Source organism: Acidobacteriota bacterium (genome assembly GCA_026393755.1).
Taxonomy (GTDB): domain Bacteria; phylum Acidobacteriota; class Vicinamibacteria; order Vicinamibacterales; family JAKQTR01; genus JBAXOX01.
In genome coordinates this window covers 58,737-81,252 of the sequence record JAPKZO010000021.1, presented here as the reverse complement: position 1 = coordinate 81,252, position 22,516 = coordinate 58,737, and the positions used below count along the sequence as shown (strand labels likewise).

The window sequence follows — 22,516 nt, the reverse complement described above, 5'->3', positions numbered from 1 at the left end:
GCGATCCTACCAGAGAGCCAATCACTCCCGGAGTAATTAGGTCCCAGCCAATCACTCCGGGAGTAATTACAAAACTGTAATCACTCCGGGAGTGACTAAAATGTGGCTGCATGGCCACATCATTGCTTTACTTGCTTGGCGAACTTCAACGCTTGAGGGAGGAATTCGGCCCGGGGTCCGCCCGGAAGAAGTGTGCGCTGCTGGCGCGCATTGCCGCCCGCTCTCTGTCCTCGGCGGCCGAGGTGCTCGATCTGCACGAACTGTTGTGTTTCTGGCGCGCGTACCCGGACAGCGCCCGAGTGCTGAGCGCCGTGGAGCGCCAGTTGCGACGGTTCTCCAGACGCCCCGATCTCCGGCGCGTCTCGGACGAGTTGTTGAACTCAGGCGTTGCGGGCACCGACACCGTCTATCCGTTTGGTCTCTGCACCGCGGAGTGGCTGGCCAGCCGGTGGGGCAGACTCCTCACGGTGGAGTGGGAAGATGTCGTTGATGAAAACCGGCTGCTGCGCGCGCTGATGCTGTACGCGTTGCCGGCGGAGGTACCCGGTCTCGATGATCCGCCGCTCGGGGCGCGGGCGTGGCTGGACCGGTTGCGCGCTCCAGGCGGGACCGACGCCGCGTACCTCGTGGAGCGGGCGGCCCGGTATCCTGCGGGGACCTGGGCCCGGGACCGCCTGTTCGACGAACTGAACGTCCCGATGCGGATTGCCGCTGGCCCTGGGAGTCCCAACCGGACGCTGGCCCGATTCGACGGCGCGCCCGTGAGCTATCAGTGCCGCCCTCTCGACAGAGCCAGGCCCGATCTGCGCGCCGAAATCTCTCGCCCGCCGCTGGCCATTCGTGGAGTGGCGAGGCGTGACGCGGCGCGGCTGATCGATCTGGCCCACGAGTCGATGGTGACGCGGAAACGCGATCTCGATGCGTTTGCCTGGGCCGATCCGCGTGATGTGCGGCTCGTCGATTGCGGCGACGGCCTGCAGTTCGCGCTGATTGGCGTGCTCCCAGAGCGCCGTTTTCTGTTCGAGTCGGTGTACGGCTTGCTGACGCTCAAGAATGGCGTACCCATCGGCTACGCCTTGACCAGTGCGCTGTTTGAATCCTCGGAGATCGCCTACAACGTCTTTGAGACGTTCCGGGGCGGAGAAGCGGGCTATGTGTTCGGCCGGTTGCTTGCCGCCTGTCACGCGCTCTTTGGATCGGAGACGTTCAGCATCGATCCCTATCAACTCGGCGCGGGCAACGAGGAAGGACTCGACTCGGGCGCGTGGTGGTTCTATTACAAGCTGGGCTTCCGCCCGCGGGCGAGGAACATCCTGCCGCTGGTGGCGCGCGAGGCCCGGCGGGTGGCGGCGAACCGCGACTATCGAACCGCCCGCCCCACAGTCGAGCGACTGGTCGAGCACACCGTGTTCTGGTCGGCGGGGCCGCGGCGCGAAGACGTGATGGGAGCGCTGCGCCTCGGCAACGTGGGGCTGACTGTCTCCGCACTCGTCGCACGGCGGTTCGGATCGGATCGTACGCGTGCAGCTCACGTGCTGGCTGATGAGGCCGCCGCGACACTGGACGTGGCAGGCTGGCGGCGATGGTCTCGCGATGAGCGGCTGGCGTGGGAGCGCTGGGCGCCCGTCGTCGCCGTGCTGCCGAACGTCGCCCGCTGGCCCCAAACAGATCGAGCAGCGCTGGTGAAGGTGATTCGCGCCAAGGGCGGCCGACGCGAGTCGGCTTTTGTGCCGCTGTTCAACAGCCACGTGCGTCTCCGCGCGGCCATCGTCGGACTGTGCCGAGACACTCTCTCGGGATCCCCCTCCCGCTGAACGTGGGTGGCCTTCGACCATCTTCGCACCCCCGAAGCCGATGAGGCAAATCCGTGTTACGGTGCTGAAGGATGGCACTCATTACCCTCGATCGCGTGTCGATCGCTTTCGGCCACCTGCCCCTGCTCGACGAGATCTCCCTGCAGGTTGAGCCGAAGGAACGCGTGTGTCTCATCGGCCGCAATGGGACAGGCAAGTCGACACTCCTCCAGATTGTGAATGGCGATGTTCAGGCGGATGCGGGGACGGTGTGGCGCCAACCCTCGATGCGGTCGGCCAGGCTCGACCAGGATGTCATCCTGTCGGCCAATCGCCCGGTCTTTGATGTCGTGGCTCACGGCCTGGGCGACTTGAGCGCCCTGGTCAGCGCCTACCACCACGCGGCCGTTCAGGTGGCGGAGCATCCGAGCGACGAATCGATGGAGACGCTTGGCCGCCTGCAGCACGAACTCGACGAGCGGGATGGGTGGCGGCTCGAACAGCGCGTCGAATTGGTGCTCGCACGCCTCAGCCTGGACGGCGAGACCATTGTCGATACCATGTCGGGCGGCTGGCGTCGGCGCGTCCTGCTGGCCCGTGCCCTGGTTGCGCAGCCTGATCTGCTGTTGCTCGACGAGCCCACCAATCATCTGGATCTCGACGCCATCATGTGGCTCGAGGCATTCCTGGCCGACTACGCCGGCGCCGTCATGTTCATCACGCACGACCGCGCGTTCCTCCAGCGGCTGGCGACCCGCGTGGTCGAGCTGGATCGCGGCCGCCTCACCTCCTGGCCGGGCAACTACGCCGCGTTTCTTCGCAAGAAGGAGGAGTGGCTGGCCAACGAGATCCTTCAGCAGGACAAGTTCGACAAGAAGCTGGCCGACGAAGAAGTGTGGCTCCGGCAGGGCGTCAAAGCCCGCCGGACGCGCAACGAGGGCCGCGTGAAGGCGCTGTGGGCGATGCGCGAGGAGCGGGCCTCCAGGCGCGAGCAGATGGGCAGCGTGCGAATGCAGGTCGAGCAGGCCGATCAGTCGGGCCGCCTGGTCTTCGAGGCCATCGGGCTCAACAAGGCGTTCGACGGCCTGCCCGTCGTGAGCGACTTCACGACGCGCATCATTCGCGGCGACAGGATTGAGCTGATCGGGCCAAACGGCGCGGGCAAGACGACCTTGCTCCGCCTGCTTCTCGGCGAGACGACGCCGGACTCGGGCGAAATTCGGCGCGGCGCCAACGTACAGGTGGCGTACTACGACCAGCAGCGCGAACAGCTCGATCCGGAGCGCACGGTCTTCGACACCATCGGCGAGGGCAACGATACGGTGACCGTCGACGGCCGCTCGCGCCACGTCAACGGGTACCTGCGCGACTTCCTGTTCCCGCCCGAGCGGGCGCGCTCGCCGGTGAAGTCGCTGTCGGGGGGCGAACGCAATCGGCTGTTGCTCGCGCGCCTGTTCACTCGCCCTGCGAATGTGCTCGTGCTTGACGAACCCACCAACGACCTGGATCTCGAAACACTCGAGCTGCTCGAAGCCCAATTGGTCGAATGGTCGGGGACCCTGTTGCTCGTCAGCCACGATCGCGTCTTCCTCGACAACGTCGTCACCAGCACGATGGTGTTCGAAGGTGACGGACGCATCCAGGAGTACGTCGGCGGGTACGAGGACTGGATCAGAGCCCGACGCCTGGTTCCCGCCGCTGGCCGTGCCGACGGCCAATCGCCCGCGCGGAATAGCCGGCTCGCGGTGGCCAACGTCCAGACATTGCCGGCCCGAAGGAAGCTCACGTTCAATGAGCAACGCGAGTTCGACCGGTTGCCGGCGCGAATTGAGACACTCGAGACCGAACAGTGGGAGTTGAGTGCCCGGGTGGCCGGTGCCGAATTCTACAAGGAAGGCGCGGCGGGCATCACCTCCGCGCTGGCCCGCCTCGACGAGCTTCAGGCCGCGCTCGCGTCGGCCTACGCGCGATGGGACGAGCTCGGCTCGCGCCTGTGACAGGGGTCGGGACCCCTTCTAGAGTACAGTTTGTTCGAGGGAGTCAGGCATGAGGACTTATAGGGCGGGAGACACGGTTGAAGAGTCGTGTCGGACCTGCAAGATCGACCGGCTGCACACCGTCATCGTGGCTGATGCGGCCGGTCGGCCTGTGCGCGTGCAGTGCGACTATTGCGGGAGCCAGCACAACTCGCGCGGGATGGCCATAGGCGTGCCTCGGAGTTCTGAAGCGCCGCGAGTGGCGGCGGAACGCTCGACGGCTGACGAACGGATTCCGTTGCCGCCCCCATCCGAACGAGAACGAGCTGGAGAGGCGATCGTGGCCGAGCAGGACAGTTCGACCGATCTTGAGATGATGCTTCGCCGGGTAATCCGCGAGGAGACTGGTTTGACGCCGGTCGCGCCGGCCGAGAAATGGCGCGGCGGGACGCTGGTGTTGAAGCCGGGCAACCCGTCGCTGCAGGAGAAGGCGTGGCCGATTGAAACGTTCTTCCACAAGATCGTGATGATTCGAAACCGCCTGCGCACGTTTGAACAGCACGTCAACGCGATGGACGTGCCCGAGGATGTGAAGCTGCGGCTGCAGAGCTACCTCACGGGGTGCTACGGCACGCTGACCAGCTTTAATGTGCTCTTTGCCGACGAGCGCGATCAGTTCAAGGGAGCCGGTGGCGACTGACAGGTCGGTCGCGCGTAAACCCCTCATGCGGAAAGCCGGCTCTGGTCGCGTGAAACCCAGATGCCGCCATCACCAGGATTGCAGCGGCTGCTTGTGGCAGCACATTCCGTACGACGAACAGTTGCGGGTGAAATCGGACACGCTGCGAACGCTGCTCCGGGCGGCGCTCGGCGCACGGTGTCCGCCGGTCCAGCCGACGCTGGCGGGTGCCGCCGCGCCCTGGGGGCATCGCCACAAGGTGCACTTCGTGTTTGCAGCCGGGCCGCGCGGACGAGGCCTTGTGATGGGACACTACCGGCGCGGCTCACAGGCCGTGGTGCCGGTGGAGGAGTGTCCCGTCCACGCCGAGGCCGGCAACCAGTTCGCCTTCGTGGTTCGGGACGCGCTGCGGAAGGCGGACATCGAGGCGGCGACGCCAGATCTGCGCGGGGGCGTCGTTCGCCACCTCGTGATTCGAGTGGCGGGGCCGGCCCCGGAGTTGCTGGCCACGCTGGTTGTCACCGACAACGCTCGCGCCCTGCGACCCGCCATCCGGGACATTCTCGCCGGGCCGCTCGCACCCACCGGTCTGCATCTCAATCTCCACGATCGCCCCGGGCCTCTTCTGTTCGGATCGAGCACGAAGCGGCTGGCCGGCGCCGACCGCGTCCGAGAGGAAATCGACGGGCTCGGGTACCTCGTGTCGCCGACGGCGTTCTTCCAGACCAACCTCGTCGCGGCAGCGGCGATGGTACGCCTGGTGATCGAGCACACGCGCGGGGCCGACCGGATCCTGGATCTCTACGCGGGTGCGGGGCTCTTCTCTCTGGCCCTCGCCAAACGAGGGGCCAGCGTGACCGCCGTCGAAGAGAACCCGCAGGCCGTGGCGGATGGCGAGGCGAGCCGCCGCCTCAACAGGATCTCCGAGGCGTCGTGCCGGTTCGTCCGCGCGCGCGTGGAGGACGTCGCGGCGGGAGCGAGCCGCCGGCTGGTCGTAACGTCGCCTGACGCGGTGGTGCTCGATCCGCCTCGGCAGGGCTGCGCGGCGCCAGTGGTCGATTGGATCGTCCGGTCGCTGCGCCCGTCCAGGATCGTCTACGTCTCCTGCAACCCGGACACCCTGGCCGTCGATCTGAAAACGCTCGTCGACGGAAACTACGGCGTCTCGCTGGTCCAGCCCGTCGACATGTTTCCACACACCCCGCATATCGAATCGGTGGTCGTGTTGCGGAAGAAACCATAGATTCAGGCGCGATTCCGCAAGACGCCGCCGCTCAACACGCGTAAGATGGGTCGGTCAGGTTTCCAAACGGAGTGTACGGTGAAACACAGAGTTCCTAAGCGCCGCTCCGGTGCTCCCTCCGACGCAGATTCCCAGTTCGGCAACGAGGCGTCCGTCGCCGCGGCCTCGCACCCGTTGCTCGCTTCACGTCTCCGGCTTCTCATCCTCTGCGCCGCCGCCGCCATTCCCGCCGCACTTGCCGGTGCCACACAGGCGCTTCCGGTGCTGACACAGGCGAAAGACCTCCGGGCGTTACCTGCCGGCGAATCCAGCACGCCCCGCCAGGTTCGGCTGGAAGGGGTCGTGACCGACTACGACCCCGAATGGAATGCCTTTTTCCTTCAGGACGAGACGGGTGGAGTCCGTGTGCTTCCTCCATCTGGACGGCAAGACCTGCAGGTGGGTGACCGGATTGAGGTGGAGGGGATCTACAGGCAGTCAGGCTTGGCGCCCGCGATTGAATCGAAACAGATCCGGGTCCTGGGTCGTGCGCCGCTCCCTGGTCCGCTGCGTGCGCCGCCTTCACAAATCGTTGCCGGCTTGAGAGACAGCCAGTGGGTCGAGGTGAGCGGCATTGTTCGCTCTGGCGCCACCGAACGGCACCATGCCATTGCCGAAATTGCCTCGGGGGATGAGCGGATCAAGGTCCACCTTCCGGCGCCGGGAGGGGGACGCTTCCCCGAGTGGCTTCTGGACGCGCGCATTCGCGTCCAGGGTGTGTGCAGCGTCCGTCTCAATTCCAGCCAGGAGTTTGTGGAAGCGGTCGTGTTCGTTCCCGATTCGAGGCTGCTGGTCGTCGAGAAGCCCGCTCCGTCCAATCCCTGGGATGCGCCGCCCGTGCCGTTCCCCGCGGTTCTCTCTGGCCGGACCGACGAGAGCATCGGGCACCGCGTTCACGTCCGCGGCGTGGTCGAGATGTTCCGTCCTGGCCGATCGATATTCATCACAGATGGAGGGAACAATCTCTATGTCCAGACCTCGGCCCAAGATCCTCTCCAGCCCGGCGATCGGGTCGATGTGCTCGGTTTTCCAGAACTGATTCAGAAGGGGCCAGCCGTGGTCGACGCGGTCTATCACCGCATCGGCTCGGGTCCTCCTCCTTTGGCGGTGCACGTGACGCCGGCAGAGATTCTCGCCCCGCGCCACGATTCCGGACTCGTCAGCATCGAGGGACGATTGACGCAGCTCTCGGTGCTTCCTGACGGACCGGAACTCACGCTTCAGGCTGGCCCCCACGTCTTCCAGGCGTTTCTCGAGCCCGATGCGGCCGCCGCCGACCGCTTCGCGGGACTGGAAGAAAACAGCGTGCTACGTGTGACCGGGGTGTGCATTCTTTTTCGTGACAACAGTGGAAACCCGTATGGATTCAAGCTCCGCGTGCGCCACGTTCGCGAGATAGAAGTCGTGCAGCGCCCGTCCTGGTGGACGGTGGGGCGCGCGCTGGCGCTGCTGGTCCTGACGAGTGGTGCGGTGTTCGTGGCGTTTGCCTGGGTGGTCGCTTTGCGACGGCGCGTTCGGAGCCAGACAGACGTCATCCGCCGGGAACACCAGAGCAAAGCGGCCGTCGAGCTGCGGTGTTACAACCTGATCGAGAACGCCCGCGACATCATCTGCACGCTCGACTTGAACGGCGTGCTGTTGACGCTCAACCGGGCAGGTGAGGAGCGATCCGGCTACCTTCGACAGGAAGTCGTGGGGCAGGCGATCAGCGGCATGTTCGCACCCGAGTCGACCGGACGTCTTGCGGAAGTATTGAACTGTGCCCGTCGCGGCGAAGAACCGCCGGCCGGAGAATGGGAAATCATCGGCAAGGACGGACGCCGAGTGTGGCTGGAAGTCAGCCTGAGAGTCATCAACGAAATGGGGACACCGGTGGCGTTGGAAGGGATTGCCCGAGACATCACCGAACGCAAGCGGGCCGAAGAGGAGAAGAGGCAGCTTGAAGTGCAGCTTCAGCAGGCGCGGAAGATGGAATCGGTGGGCCGGTTGGCGGGCGGCGTCGCTCATGACTTCAACAACATGCTGGGCGTGATCCTCGGCCACACCGAGATCGCGCTCGAGGGAGTGACGCCGGGGCATCCTGTCCACGCCGATCTCGTGGAGATACACGCGGCCGCCAAGCGGTCAGCGGACCTGACTCGGCAACTGCTGACGTTTGCCCGTAAGCAGACCGTTGAGCCGCGAGTGTTGGACTTGAACGGGACCATAGCCGGTTCGCTCCAGATGTTCGGGCGGCTGATCGGCGAGGATGTCCGTCTCCATTGGCGACCCGGGGCGGACCTGTGGGCGGTGAAGGCCGACCCGAGCCAGATCGACCAAATCCTTGCCAACCTGTGCGTCAATGCGCGGGATGCCATCGCCGGCGTCGGCACGATCACGATCGCGACGGGCAACGGCTCCTTGAACGAAGCTGACTGCGCGGATCTCCCCGGCGTTGAGCCCGGTGACTATGTCCGGTTGGAGGTCGGCGACGACGGCTGCGGGATGGACGATGAGACCCTCAAGCAGATTTTCGAGCCGTTCTTCACGACCAAGGGGATGGGCGCGCGCACCGGTCTGGGCCTGGCGAGCGTGTATGGTGCGGTCAAGCAGAACGGCGGGCACATCGAGGCTCGCAGCAAGCCGGGTGCAGGCACGACCTTCACGATCTATCTGCCGCGGGTACCGCGGCAGGCGGAACAGGCAGGCGCCGAGGGCGTGGCGGAATCGCGCAAGCGAGGTCACGAGACCATTCTGCTCGTGGAGGACGAGCCGGCGATTCTAAAGATGACCACGCGAGTACTCCAGCGGAGCGGGTACACAGTTCTGGCTGCCGGCACGCCAGGCGAAGCCATCCGGCTGGCTGGAGAGCGCGGCGGCGAGATTCACATGCTGATGACCGACGTCGTGATGCCGGAGATGAATGGACGCGACCTCGCGAAGCAGTTGCAGTCAAGCTATCCGGGCTTGAAATGCCTGTTCATGTCGGGATACACAGCCGACGTGATCGCGCGCCACGGCGTCGTGGACGAGGGTATAAGTTTCATTCAGAAGCCGTTCTCCATCGGTGATGTGGCCGCGAAGATTCGAACCACACTGGATGGCGAATAGGGCCGCGTTCCGGCGGTCCCGCGAAGGGGCTGGTGACGTCCGGTGGAGTCGCTGGCGCAGGGGGAAGACGGTCGGGATTGACCGTTTCTGGCGACGACGCAGACGTAGAATGGGCGGCGACCTCAACTCCGAGAGTCAGGGGAGGACTTGATGGTGGCGTTGTTCCTGCTGGGTTGGGTCTTCGCCGGACATTACTTGCAGAGCCTCGCACAAGGCGCGCAGACATCGCCACCGGATGTGGTTGGGCCCGCTTCCGAAAAGCGAATGTTCGACATCCGCTCCCGGCAGGCGTGGGACGCAGTCCAGAGGCGACTTGTTGAGATCGGATTCTCTTCGGACAAGACCGACCGTGCCAATCAGGTTGTGCTTACGAAGTGGCGCGATGTTGGCGACAAGGGCATGGAATGGCTGGTCGCGCCCGCGCTGCCGCAGACCTACGTCACCAAGCGCATACGTTTCGAGGTGTTCGTCTCGCCATTCGCTGAACCCGCCCGCGTCCATGTGGGGTCTATCATGGAGGAGACCAGCGTGGGGCGGTCTCGCTCCTGATCTTCTCCCCCACGCGGGTAAACGGATGCTCGATTCCGACGTTCGGAATCTACTCAGTGCGCTACCGGATTCAGTAGTGTGATTGATCAGCTCGATCAAAGTGCCGTTGAGGGTGACCCCCTTGAGCGCCCCTGATGTCAGTCATGTGCAGCAAGATCGCTGCCGAAGGACTCCGCGAGCGTTTCCCATCACCGTCGGACTGAGTCTGGCTGGATTTCTACCTGTACGGGGTAGCCTCTCGCGGCCAGCCCTGACTGGCTGCGCAACTCGAGCACGATGAAGGCCCGCACATCGTCGCCCGGGCGGCTGTTGCTGGTCAGATGTTTCTGGTACTTCTGCAATGCTTCCGGCTGGAACTCCTGGGAGACGATGTCGACGCTCACGACTCCCCGCGGATTGAACTTCCAGATCAGCCGGCGAAAGTCGTCACGCGGCGTGGCCAGTCGTTGACGGCCTACGATCAAGCAGAGGTCTCTTGGGCTCCACCCCATCATATTGACGTAGATGGACCTGATTGAGGCGACGATCGGGATCTGGTCCAGTTCGGTCGAGCCGTACACGAACGAGGGGATGGAGTACTCCTCAGACCGCCGCTCGCCGAACACCGTCATCTCGACGACACCCTGGTTCGTGACGGCGAAGACGCCGGGACGGTTAGGGATCCGAAAATTGGGCGGCTGCGCGGCGGCGTGGAGCGGCGGACACAGGAATAACCCGGCGAGCAGGAGAACTGGAATCATCTTCGCCTCCACGGGGACGCGGTCACGGGCGAGTGGGCATGCGACCCGGCTATTCTAGTCGAAGACGACAGCCCTGCGGCGAGGCACTCGACCGCCCGTGCATGCTTCATCGTCGGGTGGCGCGGCTGCTCGGAGGGGTCGCACCCCAGTGGTGGTATCCCCACCGGGACACCGCCTCATCCGGCACGTTGAATGGCTCGGAGTGATTCGCCGATGCGCGAGACTCTTCATGGTGCGGACACCCGATCCCTGTGATCCCGACACTTCACCGGTCTGGTCCAAAGGGAAGGTGGTCGGGAGCTAGCCAAACTCCGCCGCTTCAGCCAGAGCCCGGTCCAGCAATTCCGTCAGACCTAGCCGCGCGGCCCACTGGCGCAGGTACGCGAGGTCGATCGTGGGTGCCTGCACCTTGATGACGCCGACAAGATCGTGCCACTGGCGGTCGGACATTCCGTCCGAAGCGCGGTACCAATCCAGCTTGGAGAGGACCACATCTTCCGCGGTCGCGACAAAGACCGCCTGTGGCCCGGCCGGGTCAAGGTGCTCCTGCGATCGCCGGGCGAGTTGCTGCCGCCCGAAGCCGTCGGGCGGGGGCACGAAGACATCCACCTTGAAGCCCGACGCGTGATGAATGGCATTGAAACTCCGATGGCCGACGACCGCGCGCGCGACCGCGCCGGGATCGATGTAGAACTCGCCGCCCAGGCTCGCGACCAGTCTGTCGGTGTGCTCCGGCCTCAGATCGGCCACGATGTCCGCGTCGTTTGTGGAGCGGGGAAAGCCGCGGGCCGAACTGGCGACCGAACCCACCAGCACGTACTCCACGTCCAGTTCGTCGAGTACGTTGATCACTTGCAGCAGCACGTCGGTAATCGTGTTCACGCCACGTCGTCCGGGCTGACCTGGTGGTTGGTTGGGATTGCAGATGCCTTCAGCATCTGCAGCCGTGTATCCCGAAGCAGTTGTCGCAGTTCGGTCGGGCTGGCGGTCGAGTGACGCTGGCGCAAGCCAATCAGGGTGAAGGTTTCCGCCATGGCGTTGAGTGCATCGATCTGCGCGATCCGCTGCCACACGGGCATGGAGCGCAGGAGCCGGATCTGGAGGCGCTCCGACTCGGGATCTGTGTCGGGAGACTGGGTGATCATGGACGCGAGCGCCATTCTACACCAGGCGCCAGACGGGCTGGGCCTCGGCCGTTCCGGCGAAGGGGCTGCCGAGGTCCGGTGGAGTCGCTGGCGCAGGGGAAGACGGTCGGGCTGCGCCGTTTCGGCAGGATGCAGGTGCTATACTCCCGCGATCGTGCGGAACGTGTCCTGGAATCGGTGTCCTGCCGGACGCTGCTTGGCGCCGGCCTGGACGGCATCACGAACGCACCGCCGAATCCGAAGCGACACCGTCGGCCACGGGGCCGGGGACCGTCATTGCACGTGTGACCGAAGACCACCTGCGGAGGACATGATGCACAAGCAGTTGCCTCGAACCGCCGTGATTGCGGCGACCATCCTCGGCGTGATCGCGTTCGCGGTCGGCATCCAGGCGCGGCAGGCGGCAGGCCAGAAGACCGCTGCCGCCGGCCAGCGCGCGCAGGCGGTGGACCAGGAGTACACCAGGCGCATTCTGGACGCCACGCCGGACAAGCGAATCCTGACCGAACTGGTCGATCACATGCCGGCCTCCTCGACGGTGCCGTCTCCGCTGAAGTTCTTCGGCTACGTGCCGGGCGAGGACAGCAAGGTCACCTACCACAAGGACATCGTCCGCTACTACGAAGCACTCGACAAGGCATCGGCGCGGGTGACGATGTGGGAGATCGGCAAGACCGAAGAGGGGCGGCCGATGGTGGCCCTGGCGGTCGCAGACGAGGCGACGCTGGCGGCGCTCGATCGATACAAGCGCATCACGAGGCAGCTGACCGACCCGCGTACGCTCTCGGAAGCGCAGGCGCGGCAGCTGATCCAGACCGGCAAGCCCATCTACGTCGTGACCGGCAGCCTCCATTCATCCGAGGCCGGCAGCCCGGAGATGCTGATTGAGTTGGCGTTCCGCCTGGCGGTGGAGGAGTCGCCGTTCATCCAGCAGATCAGAAACAACGCGATCGTCGTCATCGTGCCGGTGGCCGAGGTGGACGGCCACGAGCGCTACGTGGACAACCGGCGCGCGGCCGACGCCGGCCAGCCGCAGCCTGGGATGACCTACTGGGGCAGGTACGTGGCGCACGACGACAACCGCGACACCATGGGCAAGGGCCTGGCGCTCACCCGCAACACGCTGAAGCTGTTCCTCGACCTGCGCCCGCAGGTGCTGCACGATCTCCACGAGTCGGTGACGCTGCTCTACACCTCGGCCGGCACCGGGCCGTACAACACCGAGATTCCGCCCGTGCTGGCGAGCGAGTGGTGGTGGCTGTCGCAGACCGAAGTGATGGAGATGACCAAGCGCGGCGTGCCCGGGGTGTACACCTACAACTACTGGGACGGGTGGGCGCCGAACTTCCTGCTGTGGATCGCGGTCACGCACAACTCGATTGGCCGGTTCTACGAGACGCAGAGCTACGCGGGCGGCGGTGGGGGCGGAGGGAGAGGCGGTGAAGCGGCGGCTGGTGGACGCGCCGGCGCCGCACCGGCGGGAGGAGCCCGAGGGGGCGCGCCCGCCGCGACGGCGGGTCGCGGTCGGACCGTGGCCGGCGGGCAGAGCACGGAGTGGTATCGTCCGTACCCGGTGCCGCCCGAGGGCGTGCAGTGGAGCGGCCGCTCGAACATCAACATGCAGCAGTCGGCGCTGCTCATCGCGCTCAACACCGTGGCGAAGAGCCACGAGATGATCCTCGAGAACTACTACATCAAGAACAAGATGATGGTCGAGAAAGGGAAGACGAGGGCGCCCTACGCCTACGTCGTGCCCGCCAGGCAGCCGCGCAGGGCCGATGCGGCCGACCTGATGAACTACTTCCGCCGCGATGCGGTCGAGGTGCACACGGCGACGGCTCCATTCACGATCGACAACGTTCAGGTGGCCGCCGGCGACTACATCGTCCGACTCGACCAGCCGTATGGCGGCCTTGTCAACATGCTGCTCGGCGTGCAGTGGTTCCCCGAACAGAACCCGCGCCCGTACGACGACACGGGCTGGTCGTTCCCGCTGTTGCGCAACCTGGAGGTGCACAAGATCGACGACAAGAGCATCTTTGAGAAGCCGATGGCGCTCGCGACGGCCGACTTCAAGGGCGTCGGGACCATCGACGGCAACGGGCGGATGCTGGTCATCGATCACACGACCGACAGCAACCTGGCGACCTTCCGGTTCGCGAACGCCAACGTGAAGATGTCGGCCGCCGAGCGGGCGTTCGAACTGGCGGGTCACCGCTTCGGCCCCGGCGCGTTCATCATCCCGAACGCCGACCGCGCGTCGCTCGACCCGCAGATCCGGGAACTCGGACTTGCGGCGTGGGCCACCGACACGCCGCCCAACGTCCCGACGCACGACCTCGACGTGCCGCGCATCGGTTACCTCCACTCGTGGTCGAGCACGCAGGACGAGGGCTGGGTCCGGATGGTGTTCGATAGACTCAAGATCCCGTACACCTACTTCGCCGACAACCTCGTCCGGCAGGGCAACCTCCGCGCGAAGTTCGACGTCATCTTCTACCCGGCCGGGCCCGTGCAGGTCGACGGCGGCGACGTGCCGTCGGGCGGCACGCCTCAACCCTACAAGAAGACCGATCTCACTCCGAACGTCGGGACGGCGCCCGATGCGACCGACGATCGGCGGGGAAGTCTCGGCCGCGACGGCATGAGGGCGCTCGAGACCTTCGTGCAGGAGGGCGGCCTGCTCATCGCAGAAGGCCCGCCGGCCGCGGTATTCCCCGACTACCGGATTGTGCCCGGGATCGTGACCGAGAACCCGGCCGACTTGTGGGCGCCGGGATCGGTCATCAAGACGCTGCTCGGCGACAAGACGAGCCCGGTCCTGTACGGCTACGACCAGAAGGCGCTGGGAGTGATCTACAAGAGCGGGCCAGTCCTGGCGCTCTCCGGCGGCGGCGGACGCGGCGGCGGAGGAGGGCGCGGGGGCACGCCGTCGTTCCAGCCGAACCTCCAGCCGATGGCGACGCCGTCGCGGTTGACGACGCTGGACGGCCCGCCGGTGCCAGCCGCGCAGCGCGGCGCTGCCGGCGGACGCGGTGCAGGAGGCGGGGGCGGCGTCGGCCGCGGCGGACTCGACGCGGCGACGGCCGGACCACGCGTGCTGCTGTCGTATCCGACCGACCCGAACGATCTTCTGCTGTCGGGCGCACTGGTCGGCGGAGAATCCCTGGCCGGCAGGCCGGCGCTCGTCGACGTGAGCCTGGGCAAGGGGCACGTCGTCCTGTTCGGCGTACGTCCGTTCTGGCGGAACGAAACCAGCGGGAGCCACTTTCTGGCGTTCAACGCGATCCTGAACTGGAACGATCTGAACGCCGGCCGCTAGACCGTGCGAACTGCCGGCGCTCGTGTCGGCGACCTAGGAGCGTGAGCGGCGGCGGGAGTCTCTTAGCGAGCGACTGTGCGGACAGCGGCGTTATACGCTCGCGCAGGGCCCCCGGTCGCTGAAACGCGAGGGTACGACCGCGCGGATCAACTGGCGGGAAGTGTTCAAGTTCTTCTCGGGCGCTGCATTCGCCGGCACGATCGCGAATGCCTATCTGTTCCTGTACGACGTCTCCGTGCCGTTTCCGCTTTTTGGATTCACGATCTCCCCGCGTCTCGTTGCCGTGAAAGCGGTCGTATCAGTGGTCTTATGCGGCGTGTTCTTCTACTTCGGCTACCTGCAGCCACGTCAACAGTCCCGCTGAAGACGATTCTCGCTTCACAGGGGCAAGTGGCTTGCCGAGCAGGCGCCGCCGGGAAGAGGCTGGCCGGGAACCGGCAGACTGTCGGTGGCGTCCCCACAGCGACTCACCCGGCTGTATCTTGAGGGCCGGTTCCGGCGGGCGGCGTAAGTGTATACTCTGCCGCACGCGGCTCGCGACCGAGATAGCGCGACGGGAAGAGGGAGGTCGGAGATGCAGTCTTTCCACTTCGCTCCCCGCGAAGGTAGCCTGGTGAAGGTTCTGTTCGGCGTCTGCGCGTTGGCCGCCTTCGCTGGCGTCTCTTTGGCGTACCCGCAATATACGTACGAATCGATGGCGTTCTTTGTCATCGGTGTGATGGTCACGTGGCGGGAGTACCTTCGGTGGCGCAGGGCAGAACACCGGCGGCGCCAGTGCGAACGATAGTTGCCTGATACAACTTGGTGGCGTCCCCACGGCGATGCAGTCATTCGTACCAACCCGTCCTGCGCCTGGTCGGACGGCTCGCCGCGTAGGTCAGGAGTACGCGTCGAATCATCCGGTCTTCTGTTTGTTCTTTCTCGGCTTTCTTGCGTTGTCTCTTGGGTCCGGTTCTCCAAAATCCAAGCGGGCCGTGACCGGTACCGGGTCTTTGCGTCGGGCGCGTTCTCGCACCTGCCGACTCCCGCCAGTCGCCGTGGTCTTGGTTTTTCGGGGTGGTCGCTTCTGTTTCGGTCGTTCCGCCTCGCCACGCCCCCTGCCTTTGAACAACTCCCAACAGTCCTGGAACGTTGCCCTCGAAAGGCGAATGATCTTCCACTGCACGTCCATGTCTTTCGGGGTGTACTTGTGCCGTGTGCCTTCGTGTTCCTGCGCGAATTGGAAGTACGGGTCAGCCAGGTAGGCGTCCTTCGACAACGAGTGGTCGGCATGGTACTGCCATAGCGTTGTGCCACGAATGCCCGCAAGCTGTAGGGAGCCACGAGACGCACAGTAGTCTTGGAACTTCCGATGTGACAGGTCGTAGTCGTACTCGGTCACCAGCAACAAGTGCTCGATATTCTGGCATAGCGCCTCGGGTCCAAGACGCACGACGGGAATCGGGACTTCCTTCCGCTTGACCTTCTTGCCAGTGATTCGTTCACGTTCGAGACAGCGTTCCTCTTCTCGTCGTACGAAGTCCTTGTGGACCTGCTCCGCGATTGTTGGTGCCATTGTTGCGGTCCCCACTAAGAACCGACCCGAAGTAGGGCGAGGAAGTCCCGCTCACACAGGATGCGGAGGGGCTGGCCCTGCATGATGAGCTCCTCAGCCTTTCGGTGCTTTGAGCTCTTTTCATGTCCGGCCAGTGAACGGACGTCTGTGTCACCGACCACCAGAATGGTAGTCGTCTTTCCAACGGACGCAGCAACGTTGCAGCCCGCTTCGGCTGCCATGTTGGCTGCATCGCTCCGCAGCATCGACAGGGCGCCTGTGAAGACGACCACTTCGCCAAACAGTTCACCATCAGGGTTTCCCGCACGCTCGGGTCCCTGCGGGGCGTTTGGTTCTCGCGGATTGATCGGTTGATTGACGCGAGCCAACCATTCGGAAAGTCCGAGACGGTGCTCCGACATGGCGCGCACGAGGATTTCTCCAGCGGCACGAGCGTCTTCAGCAGCATCGTGGTGTTGGAACTCGATGCCACAGTGTCTGGCCACCTTTGCGAGACCGTATCCGCTCCGGGCGAACTGAGGCCACGCGCGGCGGCTCACTCTAGCCGTGTCAATCCACTGGCATCCGATTGGAGGCAAGCCGTGCTTTCCTTGGGCCTGAGACAGGGCTACGCGGTCGAAACCCGTATGGCTGGCCACTATGCGACGCTCCAGCAATTCCGCAAGCTGTGGAGCGACATCGACGAATCGAGGGGCGCCCACGACCGCGCTGGCGACGATCCCGTGGATCGAGACGTTCACGGGATGGAAATAGTCTTCGGGATCGACCAGCGTTTGCCACGAATCCGTGACAGCACCGTCGGTGAAAGTAACCGCTGCAATTTGGCAGATACTCGCCAAGTCGGGGTTGGCCGTCTCTAGGTCAATCGCTACGAACGTATCGGCCATCGATCATCTCCGTTGGGGGACGAAGGCTGCCAGCGTAACATATCGCGGCTTTCGTGATGCGCGCAGCGCGAGATGGGGCAGAAGCCGAAAGTGATGCGTTTTTCAGAAAGATGCGTTTTTCAGAAAAAGTGGTCGAATCATCATTCCGCTGACAGCTCGTTCGCCGACGCCACCACGGAAACCGCAGATCGGAAAACCCGCGCCGCGCAGATGGAGTTCCGCGCGGCCCATCCACCAAGGAAAGGGAGATCATGAAACACACGATTGAAGATTGCCCGGCGGGCGCGTCTTCGGGTACGACAACGTCGAGATCCACGCGCCTGACGGCCGGCGATCGCACGTCGAGCGCCGCGTCAACGACGTCGAAGCCGCCGTCAACCGTCGAATCTTCGAGCTTGCCGCGGCAGGCTACGGGAAGAAGGGGATTGCCAAGACGCTCAACGAGGAAGGGGCGCCGTGTCCGCGCGCACAGCAGGCTCGGCCGCACGCCTGGAGCAGTTCCTCGATTCACGAGATTCTGTATCGGGAGCTCCATCGCGGCGTGGTGACGTGGAACAAGACGAAGAATCGCAACCAGCACGGAGAGAAGGCGCCCCAGGCGCGGTTCGAAATCGAGTGGATGCGGCGCGACGTGCCCGCGTTGCGGATCGTCACCGCGCCGGTTGGCGCCGGCCGGCGGAATTGATCATTTGAAGTGACGCTTGGCGAAGGCGCGGCCCGACCCGGATTTCAAGTACCTCTCAAATGCGGCGGCACTCTCCGCGTTCGAGAATTCGATTGACACCACCAGTTGCCACGGTCGCTTGCGAACGGTGTGGCTCGAGCCGCCCGAGTTGTGGGTATCGAGCCGGGTGGGGACATCCGAGGTGACGCCGACGTAGTGCCGAGCGGAATCAACTGTGCTGCGCAGGACATAGACGAAGGACTTTTCGGGCACGCGATGCCCGGTTGCAAGCTCCGAACCAAATGAGAGAGGCGAGAGAATCCCGCGGGTTTCCGTCGAACGCTGCGAAATACTCTAAGCAGGAGGCAGAAGGTCTGTGTAGGGGCTACCCGAGTGGGAACCGGATGTGCCCGTGGTCTCGGCGGTGGGTAAGTCCGCCTTCGCGGCTTCGCAGCTTCCGCGGGGCAGCCTTCGCCTGACTACTGGCTTGCCTGGACGAAGAGGCCGGCTTTCGCAAGTCTGCGACCCGATGCTTTCCTCGACTTGCTCCAGCGGGGCAGCCTTCGCCTGACTACTGGCTTGCCTGGACGAAGAGGCCCGCTTTCGCAAGTCTGCGCCCCGATGCTTTCCTCGACTTGCTCCAGCGGGGCAGCCTTCGCCTGACTACTGGCTTGCCTAGCCGTAGCTCAACCGAAGGAGTGGCAAGCTGAGGTTGAGCGAAGGCTGGCGTCCCCACCGGGATTCGAACCCGGGTTTTGGCCTTGAAAGGGCCACGTCCTAACCCCTGGACGATGGGGACGATCTGAAAGGCGAGTGCGCCATGGCGCGCACCACACGCGAGCGGCGAACACCAAATAGTACCAGAACGGCTCTCTACTCGCAACGCGCACGCCTGCTCACGCCGAGCCGGTGACAGGGGAGCGGGCCGCCCCCGTTCAGCCACTCGCGCATGCGCCTCAAGGCCGGTTCGATATAAGATCTCATCGTCAAGATATATGCAGCACACAGAGCACTGACCCCCAGGTTCCTTCCCGACCCATTCGTGCCAACCACTATGACGCTCTCGCCCGCGATACTCAGCAAGTTCGACGCACTCGAACGGATCATCGGCAACACGCCGCTGCTGGCCATCGACTTCACGTACCGCGGTGAGCCGCGGGTGCTGTACGCGAAATACGAACAGGTGAACCTCACCGGCAGCATCAAGGACCGAATGGCGCTGCACGTCCTCCGCCGCGCCTATGAGACCGGCGCGATTCAGCCGGGCGACCGGATCGCCGAGGCCACCAGCGGGAACACGGGCATCTCGTTCTCCGCGATCGGCCGGGCACTCGGGCATCCGGTGACGATCTTCATGCCGGACTGGATGAGCGCGGAACGCATCTCGCTGATTTCGAGTTTCGGCGCCTCAGTCGTCCTGGTCAGCCGGACCGAGGGGGGATTTCTCGGCAGCATCCGGATGTCCGAGGAGCTCGCGGCCCGCGAGCCGCATGTGTTTCTGCCGTGCCAGTTCGCCAACCACGCCAACGTCGAGGCCCACACGTTAACAACAGGGCCCGAGATCTGGGGACAGATGCAGCTCGAAGGCCTCACCCCCGACGCGTTCGTGGCCGGCGTCGGCACAGGAGGCACGGTGATGGGCGTCGGCCGATTTCTGCGATCACAGAAACCGGACGTACGGATTCACCCGCTGGAGCCGGCCGACTCGCCAACGATGTCAACGGGCCACCGCGTGGGCCATCATCGCATCCAGGGCATCTCGGATGAGTTCATCCCGGCCATCGTCAAGCTGAACGAACTGGATGCCATTGTCGAATCGTCCGACGGCGACGCCATCCTGCTCGCTCAGAAACTTGCGCACGTCGGATTGGCGGTTGGAATTTCTTCCGGGGCGAATTTCATCGGCGCGGTGAAGGTGCAGAACGAGATGGGGCGGGGCGCGGTGGTGGCGACGGTATTCTCCGACAGCAACAAGAAGTACCTGAGCACCGACTTGCTGCGAAACGAACCCGTCAAGGCGGGCTCTCTGTCGCCGGATATCGACGTGCTGGGATTTCGCGCGATCGGCAGACTGTGCTCGGCCTGCCCGGAACATCCCGGGCAGACCAAGACCATCTGACCGCGCTGTCCCCGGTCAGCGCTTCTGCAGATCCGACATGCTCAACGTGGCGTTCTTCTTGTATCCATCCGGCGGAGCGTAGATCCCTGCGGGCGCCGGACGCTCGGCGATGTCAACCACTTCCTGCGTCACGCGCATCTTGGCGCCCATCATGTCCGCCGTCAGTTCCGAGGCGATCTGGAACCCCTTGATCTTGGCGAACTCGGCCAGGGAGGCGTCGGCGACGCGCATCTGACCCTGCAGGATCACCGGCATGATCGTCGCATTAAAGGCCGCAACGTCAAACGGCACGGCGGTCGACGCCCACACCCGGACGTTCATCTTCATCCCCATCACGCTCATCGTCGTGTCGTATCCGATGCAATCCCAGGAGCCGATCTTCTTGGTCTCGCTGGTCGGTGTGACCGTCGCCGTCACTTTCATCATGTCGGCCATGCCGGCCGCCTCGGGCGGAAGCAGCTTGGCAAAGTCCAGCGGCAGGGGAGTCTCGACGTAGGTCTTGCGCTGGTGATCGATGAAGTACGCCACCTTCTTGCTGACGTCGATCACGAACCATGCGTCCGCGTTGCCGGTCGCGAACTTCCCGGCGGTAATCCAGGTTTCGTTCGTATCATCGCGCGCGGGTGTGTTCTGCCCCATCATGGCCATGCCATCCGTGTGCGTCTTGGCCTTGATATAGGTATCGGCGAACGCGGCCGGGGCCGCGATCAGGAGCACGATCGCCGCCAGAATCATCTTCTTCATGGTTGATTCCTTCTCGTTGAAAAGTCGTTAGTCGATACGCCAGCCGAAGCTCGCGTCAGAGACGTACCGCTCCGATTCGCGAAGCCAGCCGAAGCTCGCGTCAGAAACGCACCGCTCCGATTCGCGAAGCCAGCCGAAGCTCACCGAGGACAGTGAAACGAACCGGAGGTGAGCGAAGGCTGGTGAGCCGGGTGGGGATCGAACCCACGACCACCGCATTAAAAGTGCGATGCTCTACCACTGAGCTACCGGCCCGACCGCGTGTAACCGGCTTCATCACCCGTTCCGGCGACCGGCGAACAGGTCGCGCACGCTGGCGTTGAAGACGTCCCCGATAATTCTACCTCCTCCTGCCCGCGGCCGGGAGGAAGGTGTCGAAGACCGTCGATCCCCCTCATGCGGCTACCGCTTCCATGAGACCGAGATGCCTTCGCCGGACGGCGACACAATAGTGCTGAGGATGCCGGGGTGCGTGCGAAGGGTCGCGAGGAAGTTGCCCAGTTCGCCGGCCTTGTTCACCACGTTGTGGCCGAGAAACAACCCGCCTTTGTCGAGCCTGGGAAACACCAGGTCGAAGAAGCGCTGGTAGTCGCGCTTCCACGCGTCAAGGAACACGTAGTCGAACGTGCCGGGGAGCGAGGGAATGACCTTGAATCCGTCTCCGGACACCACCCGCACGATGTCCCCGAGACCCGCCGCGCGGACGTTCGCCTCTGCCTCCTTCGCGCGCTGCGGATCGTATTCGATCGTCACGAGGCGGCCGCCCGATTCGCGCAGGCCGAGCCCGATCCAGATCGCCGAGTAGCCCTGGGCCGATCCGATTTCGAGCGCGCGCTTCGTGTGGTTCGAGGCGGCAAGCAACCGCAGCATCCGTCCGTCCTCCTCGGAGACGGCAAGGCGATTCGCGTCCACCGAACGGATCCGCTTCAAGACCGCGCCGGCGGCGGCAGGGATGATAGGGTCGGCGGAGACCGTGGCGGCGCCGAGACACAGCGACAGAAGAAGACACACACCACCGGCAGTTGATCGTCGTACAGCCATCGGAACCGGCTCTCTGGAAGTGATGACGCGTGAACGTGGGGCGTCGACTCGACCATTCTATCAGGCTCGACGTCGCGCCACGCCGCATCCGCATCGTGCCAGCCGGCGATTGCGGCGACCAACTGGCGCACCTGCCGGGAACCGGGCTGCAGCGCGGCGATGAGCCTCGGATTCCGTGCTAAACTCGATTGCTCCGCTGGTGGGGCCGCGATTCGATCCAACTGGAGGGCTTGATGAGCCCGATTCTTGTTCGTCCGGTGCGAGAACAACTGGAACACGACCGGATTATCAGGCTGCTCCAGCCCAGGTACCGGCGTCGTTTCAACGTGGGGATCAACCCGGGCAACGAGACCGCCGCGCCAGTGGGCGCCGGGCCAGAGGCCATATACCCGGATCTCGTGCTGATGCCCACCGGCCGCAGCAAGAAACTGGCCGGGGTCGTCGAGGTCGAGACGGGCGAGTCGGTGAACGCCCTCGAAGCGATGGCCCAATGGGCCATTTTCGGCCGGTTGCCCGCGGAGTTCGCGCTCTACGTGCCAGCCGGGTCGGTGGAGGTCGCCAAGCGCCTGTGCCTCGACAACAACATCGGCGTCACCGAAATCTGGACCTACCACATGATCGGGGACCAGACTCGATTTACCCAGGTGCTCAAGTCGCCGATCGAAGCCAAACTGTCTGCCGCCAGGGCGGCTGCCGCGGCTGCGGCTCCCGGCAGGAATGGCGCGAGCCGGAAACCGGCGAAGAGTAGACCGGCGAAGACGATACGCCGACCGCCGGCCGCGCCGAGGGTCCGGCCCAAGGCGAAGGAACCCGCCTCATCCGCCGGCACGCGCCACAGCAGTTCCGCCAGCAGGTCCCCTCGGAAGGGCAGATAGCGGCCGTTTCCGCGGGACCGACGTCTGAAGGTCTGTCGCGTCGCCGGGCGCATGT

Annotated in this window: 19 protein-coding genes and 2 tRNA genes; 11 read left to right on the top strand and 10 right to left on the bottom strand. The window is 64.7% G+C overall.

Annotated elements, in window-relative coordinates; all coding sequences use genetic code 11:
• Positions 1–110 precede the first annotated feature (110 nt).
• The 6 genes from NTV05_08170 (at position 111) to NTV05_08145 (ending at position 9,369) form a co-directional block, all read left to right on the top strand.
• Entirely contained in the window at positions 111–1,814 is a 1,704-nt protein-coding gene (locus tag NTV05_08170; GenBank protein MCX6544376.1) for a hypothetical protein, read from the top strand.
• A gap of 71 nt (positions 1,815–1,885) precedes the next feature.
• Positions 1,886–3,790: an ATP-binding cassette domain-containing protein gene (locus NTV05_08165; protein MCX6544375.1), complete on the top strand. Its 1,905-nt coding sequence runs from the start codon at positions 1,886–1,888 to the stop codon at positions 3,788–3,790.
• Between the two features lie 49 nt (positions 3,791–3,839).
• Complete coding sequence (locus NTV05_08160; GenBank protein MCX6544374.1) at positions 3,840–4,469, top strand: hypothetical protein; 630 nt, start codon at positions 3,840–3,842, stop codon at positions 4,467–4,469.
• Positions 4,470–4,494: 25 nt separating this feature from the next.
• Positions 4,495–5,691, top strand: coding sequence for a 23S rRNA (uracil(1939)-C(5))-methyltransferase RlmD (gene rlmD, locus NTV05_08155; GenBank protein MCX6544373.1), 1,197 nt, complete (start codon positions 4,495–4,497; stop codon positions 5,689–5,691).
• 78 nt (positions 5,692–5,769) lie between these two features.
• A complete protein-coding gene (locus tag NTV05_08150; GenBank protein MCX6544372.1) occupies positions 5,770–8,820 on the top strand; it encodes a PAS domain S-box protein in 3,051 nt (1,016 codons plus the stop codon).
• 150 nt (positions 8,821–8,970) lie between these two features.
• A complete protein-coding gene (locus NTV05_08145; protein ID MCX6544371.1) occupies positions 8,971–9,369 on the top strand; it encodes a hypothetical protein in 399 nt (132 codons plus the stop codon).
• Between the two features lie 188 nt (positions 9,370–9,557).
• On the opposite strand, the gene NTV05_08140 is transcribed toward NTV05_08145, so the two are convergent.
• From NTV05_08140 to NTV05_08130, 3 genes are all read right to left on the bottom strand, one after another.
• A complete protein-coding gene (locus tag NTV05_08140; GenBank protein MCX6544370.1) occupies positions 9,558–10,109 on the bottom strand; it encodes a hypothetical protein in 552 nt (183 codons plus the stop codon).
• A gap of 300 nt (positions 10,110–10,409) precedes the next feature.
• Positions 10,410–10,991 carry a hypothetical protein gene (locus tag NTV05_08135; GenBank protein ID MCX6544369.1) on the bottom strand — a complete coding sequence of 194 codons (582 nt, stop codon included), beginning with the start codon at positions 10,989–10,991 and terminating at the stop codon, positions 10,410–10,412.
• A complete protein-coding gene (locus NTV05_08130; GenBank protein ID MCX6544368.1) occupies positions 10,988–11,269 on the bottom strand; it encodes a hypothetical protein in 282 nt (93 codons plus the stop codon). The genes NTV05_08135 and NTV05_08130 overlap by 4 nt, the downstream gene beginning before the upstream one ends.
• A 298-nt stretch (positions 11,270–11,567) precedes the next feature.
• On the opposite strand from NTV05_08130, the gene NTV05_08125 reads away from it, so the two are divergent.
• On the top strand, positions 11,568–14,576 hold the full coding sequence (locus tag NTV05_08125) for a M14 family zinc carboxypeptidase (protein MCX6544367.1): 3,009 nt from the start codon (positions 11,568–11,570) through the stop codon (positions 14,574–14,576).
• A gap of 160 nt (positions 14,577–14,736) precedes the next feature.
• Entirely contained in the window at positions 14,737–14,940 is a 204-nt protein-coding gene (locus tag NTV05_08120; GenBank protein MCX6544366.1) for a hypothetical protein, read from the top strand.
• Positions 14,941–15,471: 531 nt separating this feature from the next.
• Here NTV05_08120 and NTV05_08115 read toward each other — a convergent pair.
• Entirely contained in the window at positions 15,472–16,131 is a 660-nt protein-coding gene (locus tag NTV05_08115) for a hypothetical protein (GenBank protein ID MCX6544365.1), read from the bottom strand.
• A gap of 14 nt (positions 16,132–16,145) precedes the next feature.
• Positions 16,146–17,018 (bottom strand): exonuclease domain-containing protein, encoded by an 873-nt coding sequence (locus NTV05_08110; GenBank protein MCX6544364.1) that lies wholly within the window; start codon positions 17,016–17,018, stop codon positions 16,146–16,148.
• Between the two features lie 271 nt (positions 17,019–17,289).
• Between NTV05_08110 and NTV05_08105 the strand changes: the two genes are divergently transcribed.
• Positions 17,290–17,703 (top strand): recombinase family protein, encoded by a 414-nt coding sequence (locus NTV05_08105; protein ID MCX6544363.1) that lies wholly within the window; start codon positions 17,290–17,292, stop codon positions 17,701–17,703.
• On the opposite strand, the gene NTV05_08100 is transcribed toward NTV05_08105, so the two are convergent.
• Positions 17,704–17,955 (bottom strand): GIY-YIG nuclease family protein, encoded by a 252-nt coding sequence (locus NTV05_08100; protein MCX6544362.1) that lies wholly within the window; start codon positions 17,953–17,955, stop codon positions 17,704–17,706.
• Positions 17,956–18,406: 451 nt separating this feature from the next.
• Positions 18,407–18,481: transfer RNA gene (locus NTV05_08095), tRNA-Glu, on the bottom strand.
• A gap of 255 nt (positions 18,482–18,736) precedes the next feature.
• Here NTV05_08095 and NTV05_08090 point away from each other — a divergent pair.
• Positions 18,737–19,801, top strand: a complete 1,065-nt coding sequence (locus NTV05_08090; GenBank protein ID MCX6544361.1) for a PLP-dependent cysteine synthase family protein — start codon at positions 18,737–18,739, stop codon at positions 19,799–19,801.
• 15 nt (positions 19,802–19,816) lie between these two features.
• Here the strand turns inward: NTV05_08090 and NTV05_08085 are convergent, their stop codons facing one another.
• From NTV05_08085 to NTV05_08075, 3 genes are all read right to left on the bottom strand, one after another.
• Entirely contained in the window at positions 19,817–20,545 is a 729-nt protein-coding gene (locus tag NTV05_08085; protein ID MCX6544360.1) for a hypothetical protein, read from the bottom strand.
• Between the two features lie 180 nt (positions 20,546–20,725).
• Positions 20,726–20,800, bottom strand: a tRNA-Lys gene (locus NTV05_08080).
• A 147-nt stretch (positions 20,801–20,947) separates the two neighbouring features.
• Positions 20,948–21,586 carry an O-methyltransferase gene (locus NTV05_08075; GenBank protein ID MCX6544359.1) on the bottom strand — a complete coding sequence of 213 codons (639 nt, stop codon included), beginning with the start codon at positions 21,584–21,586 and terminating at the stop codon, positions 20,948–20,950.
• A gap of 233 nt (positions 21,587–21,819) precedes the next feature.
• On the opposite strand from NTV05_08075, the gene NTV05_08070 reads away from it, so the two are divergent.
• Positions 21,820–22,461, top strand: a complete 642-nt coding sequence (locus NTV05_08070; GenBank protein ID MCX6544358.1) for a hypothetical protein — start codon at positions 21,820–21,822, stop codon at positions 22,459–22,461.
• The last annotated feature ends 55 nt before the right edge of the window (positions 22,462–22,516 follow it).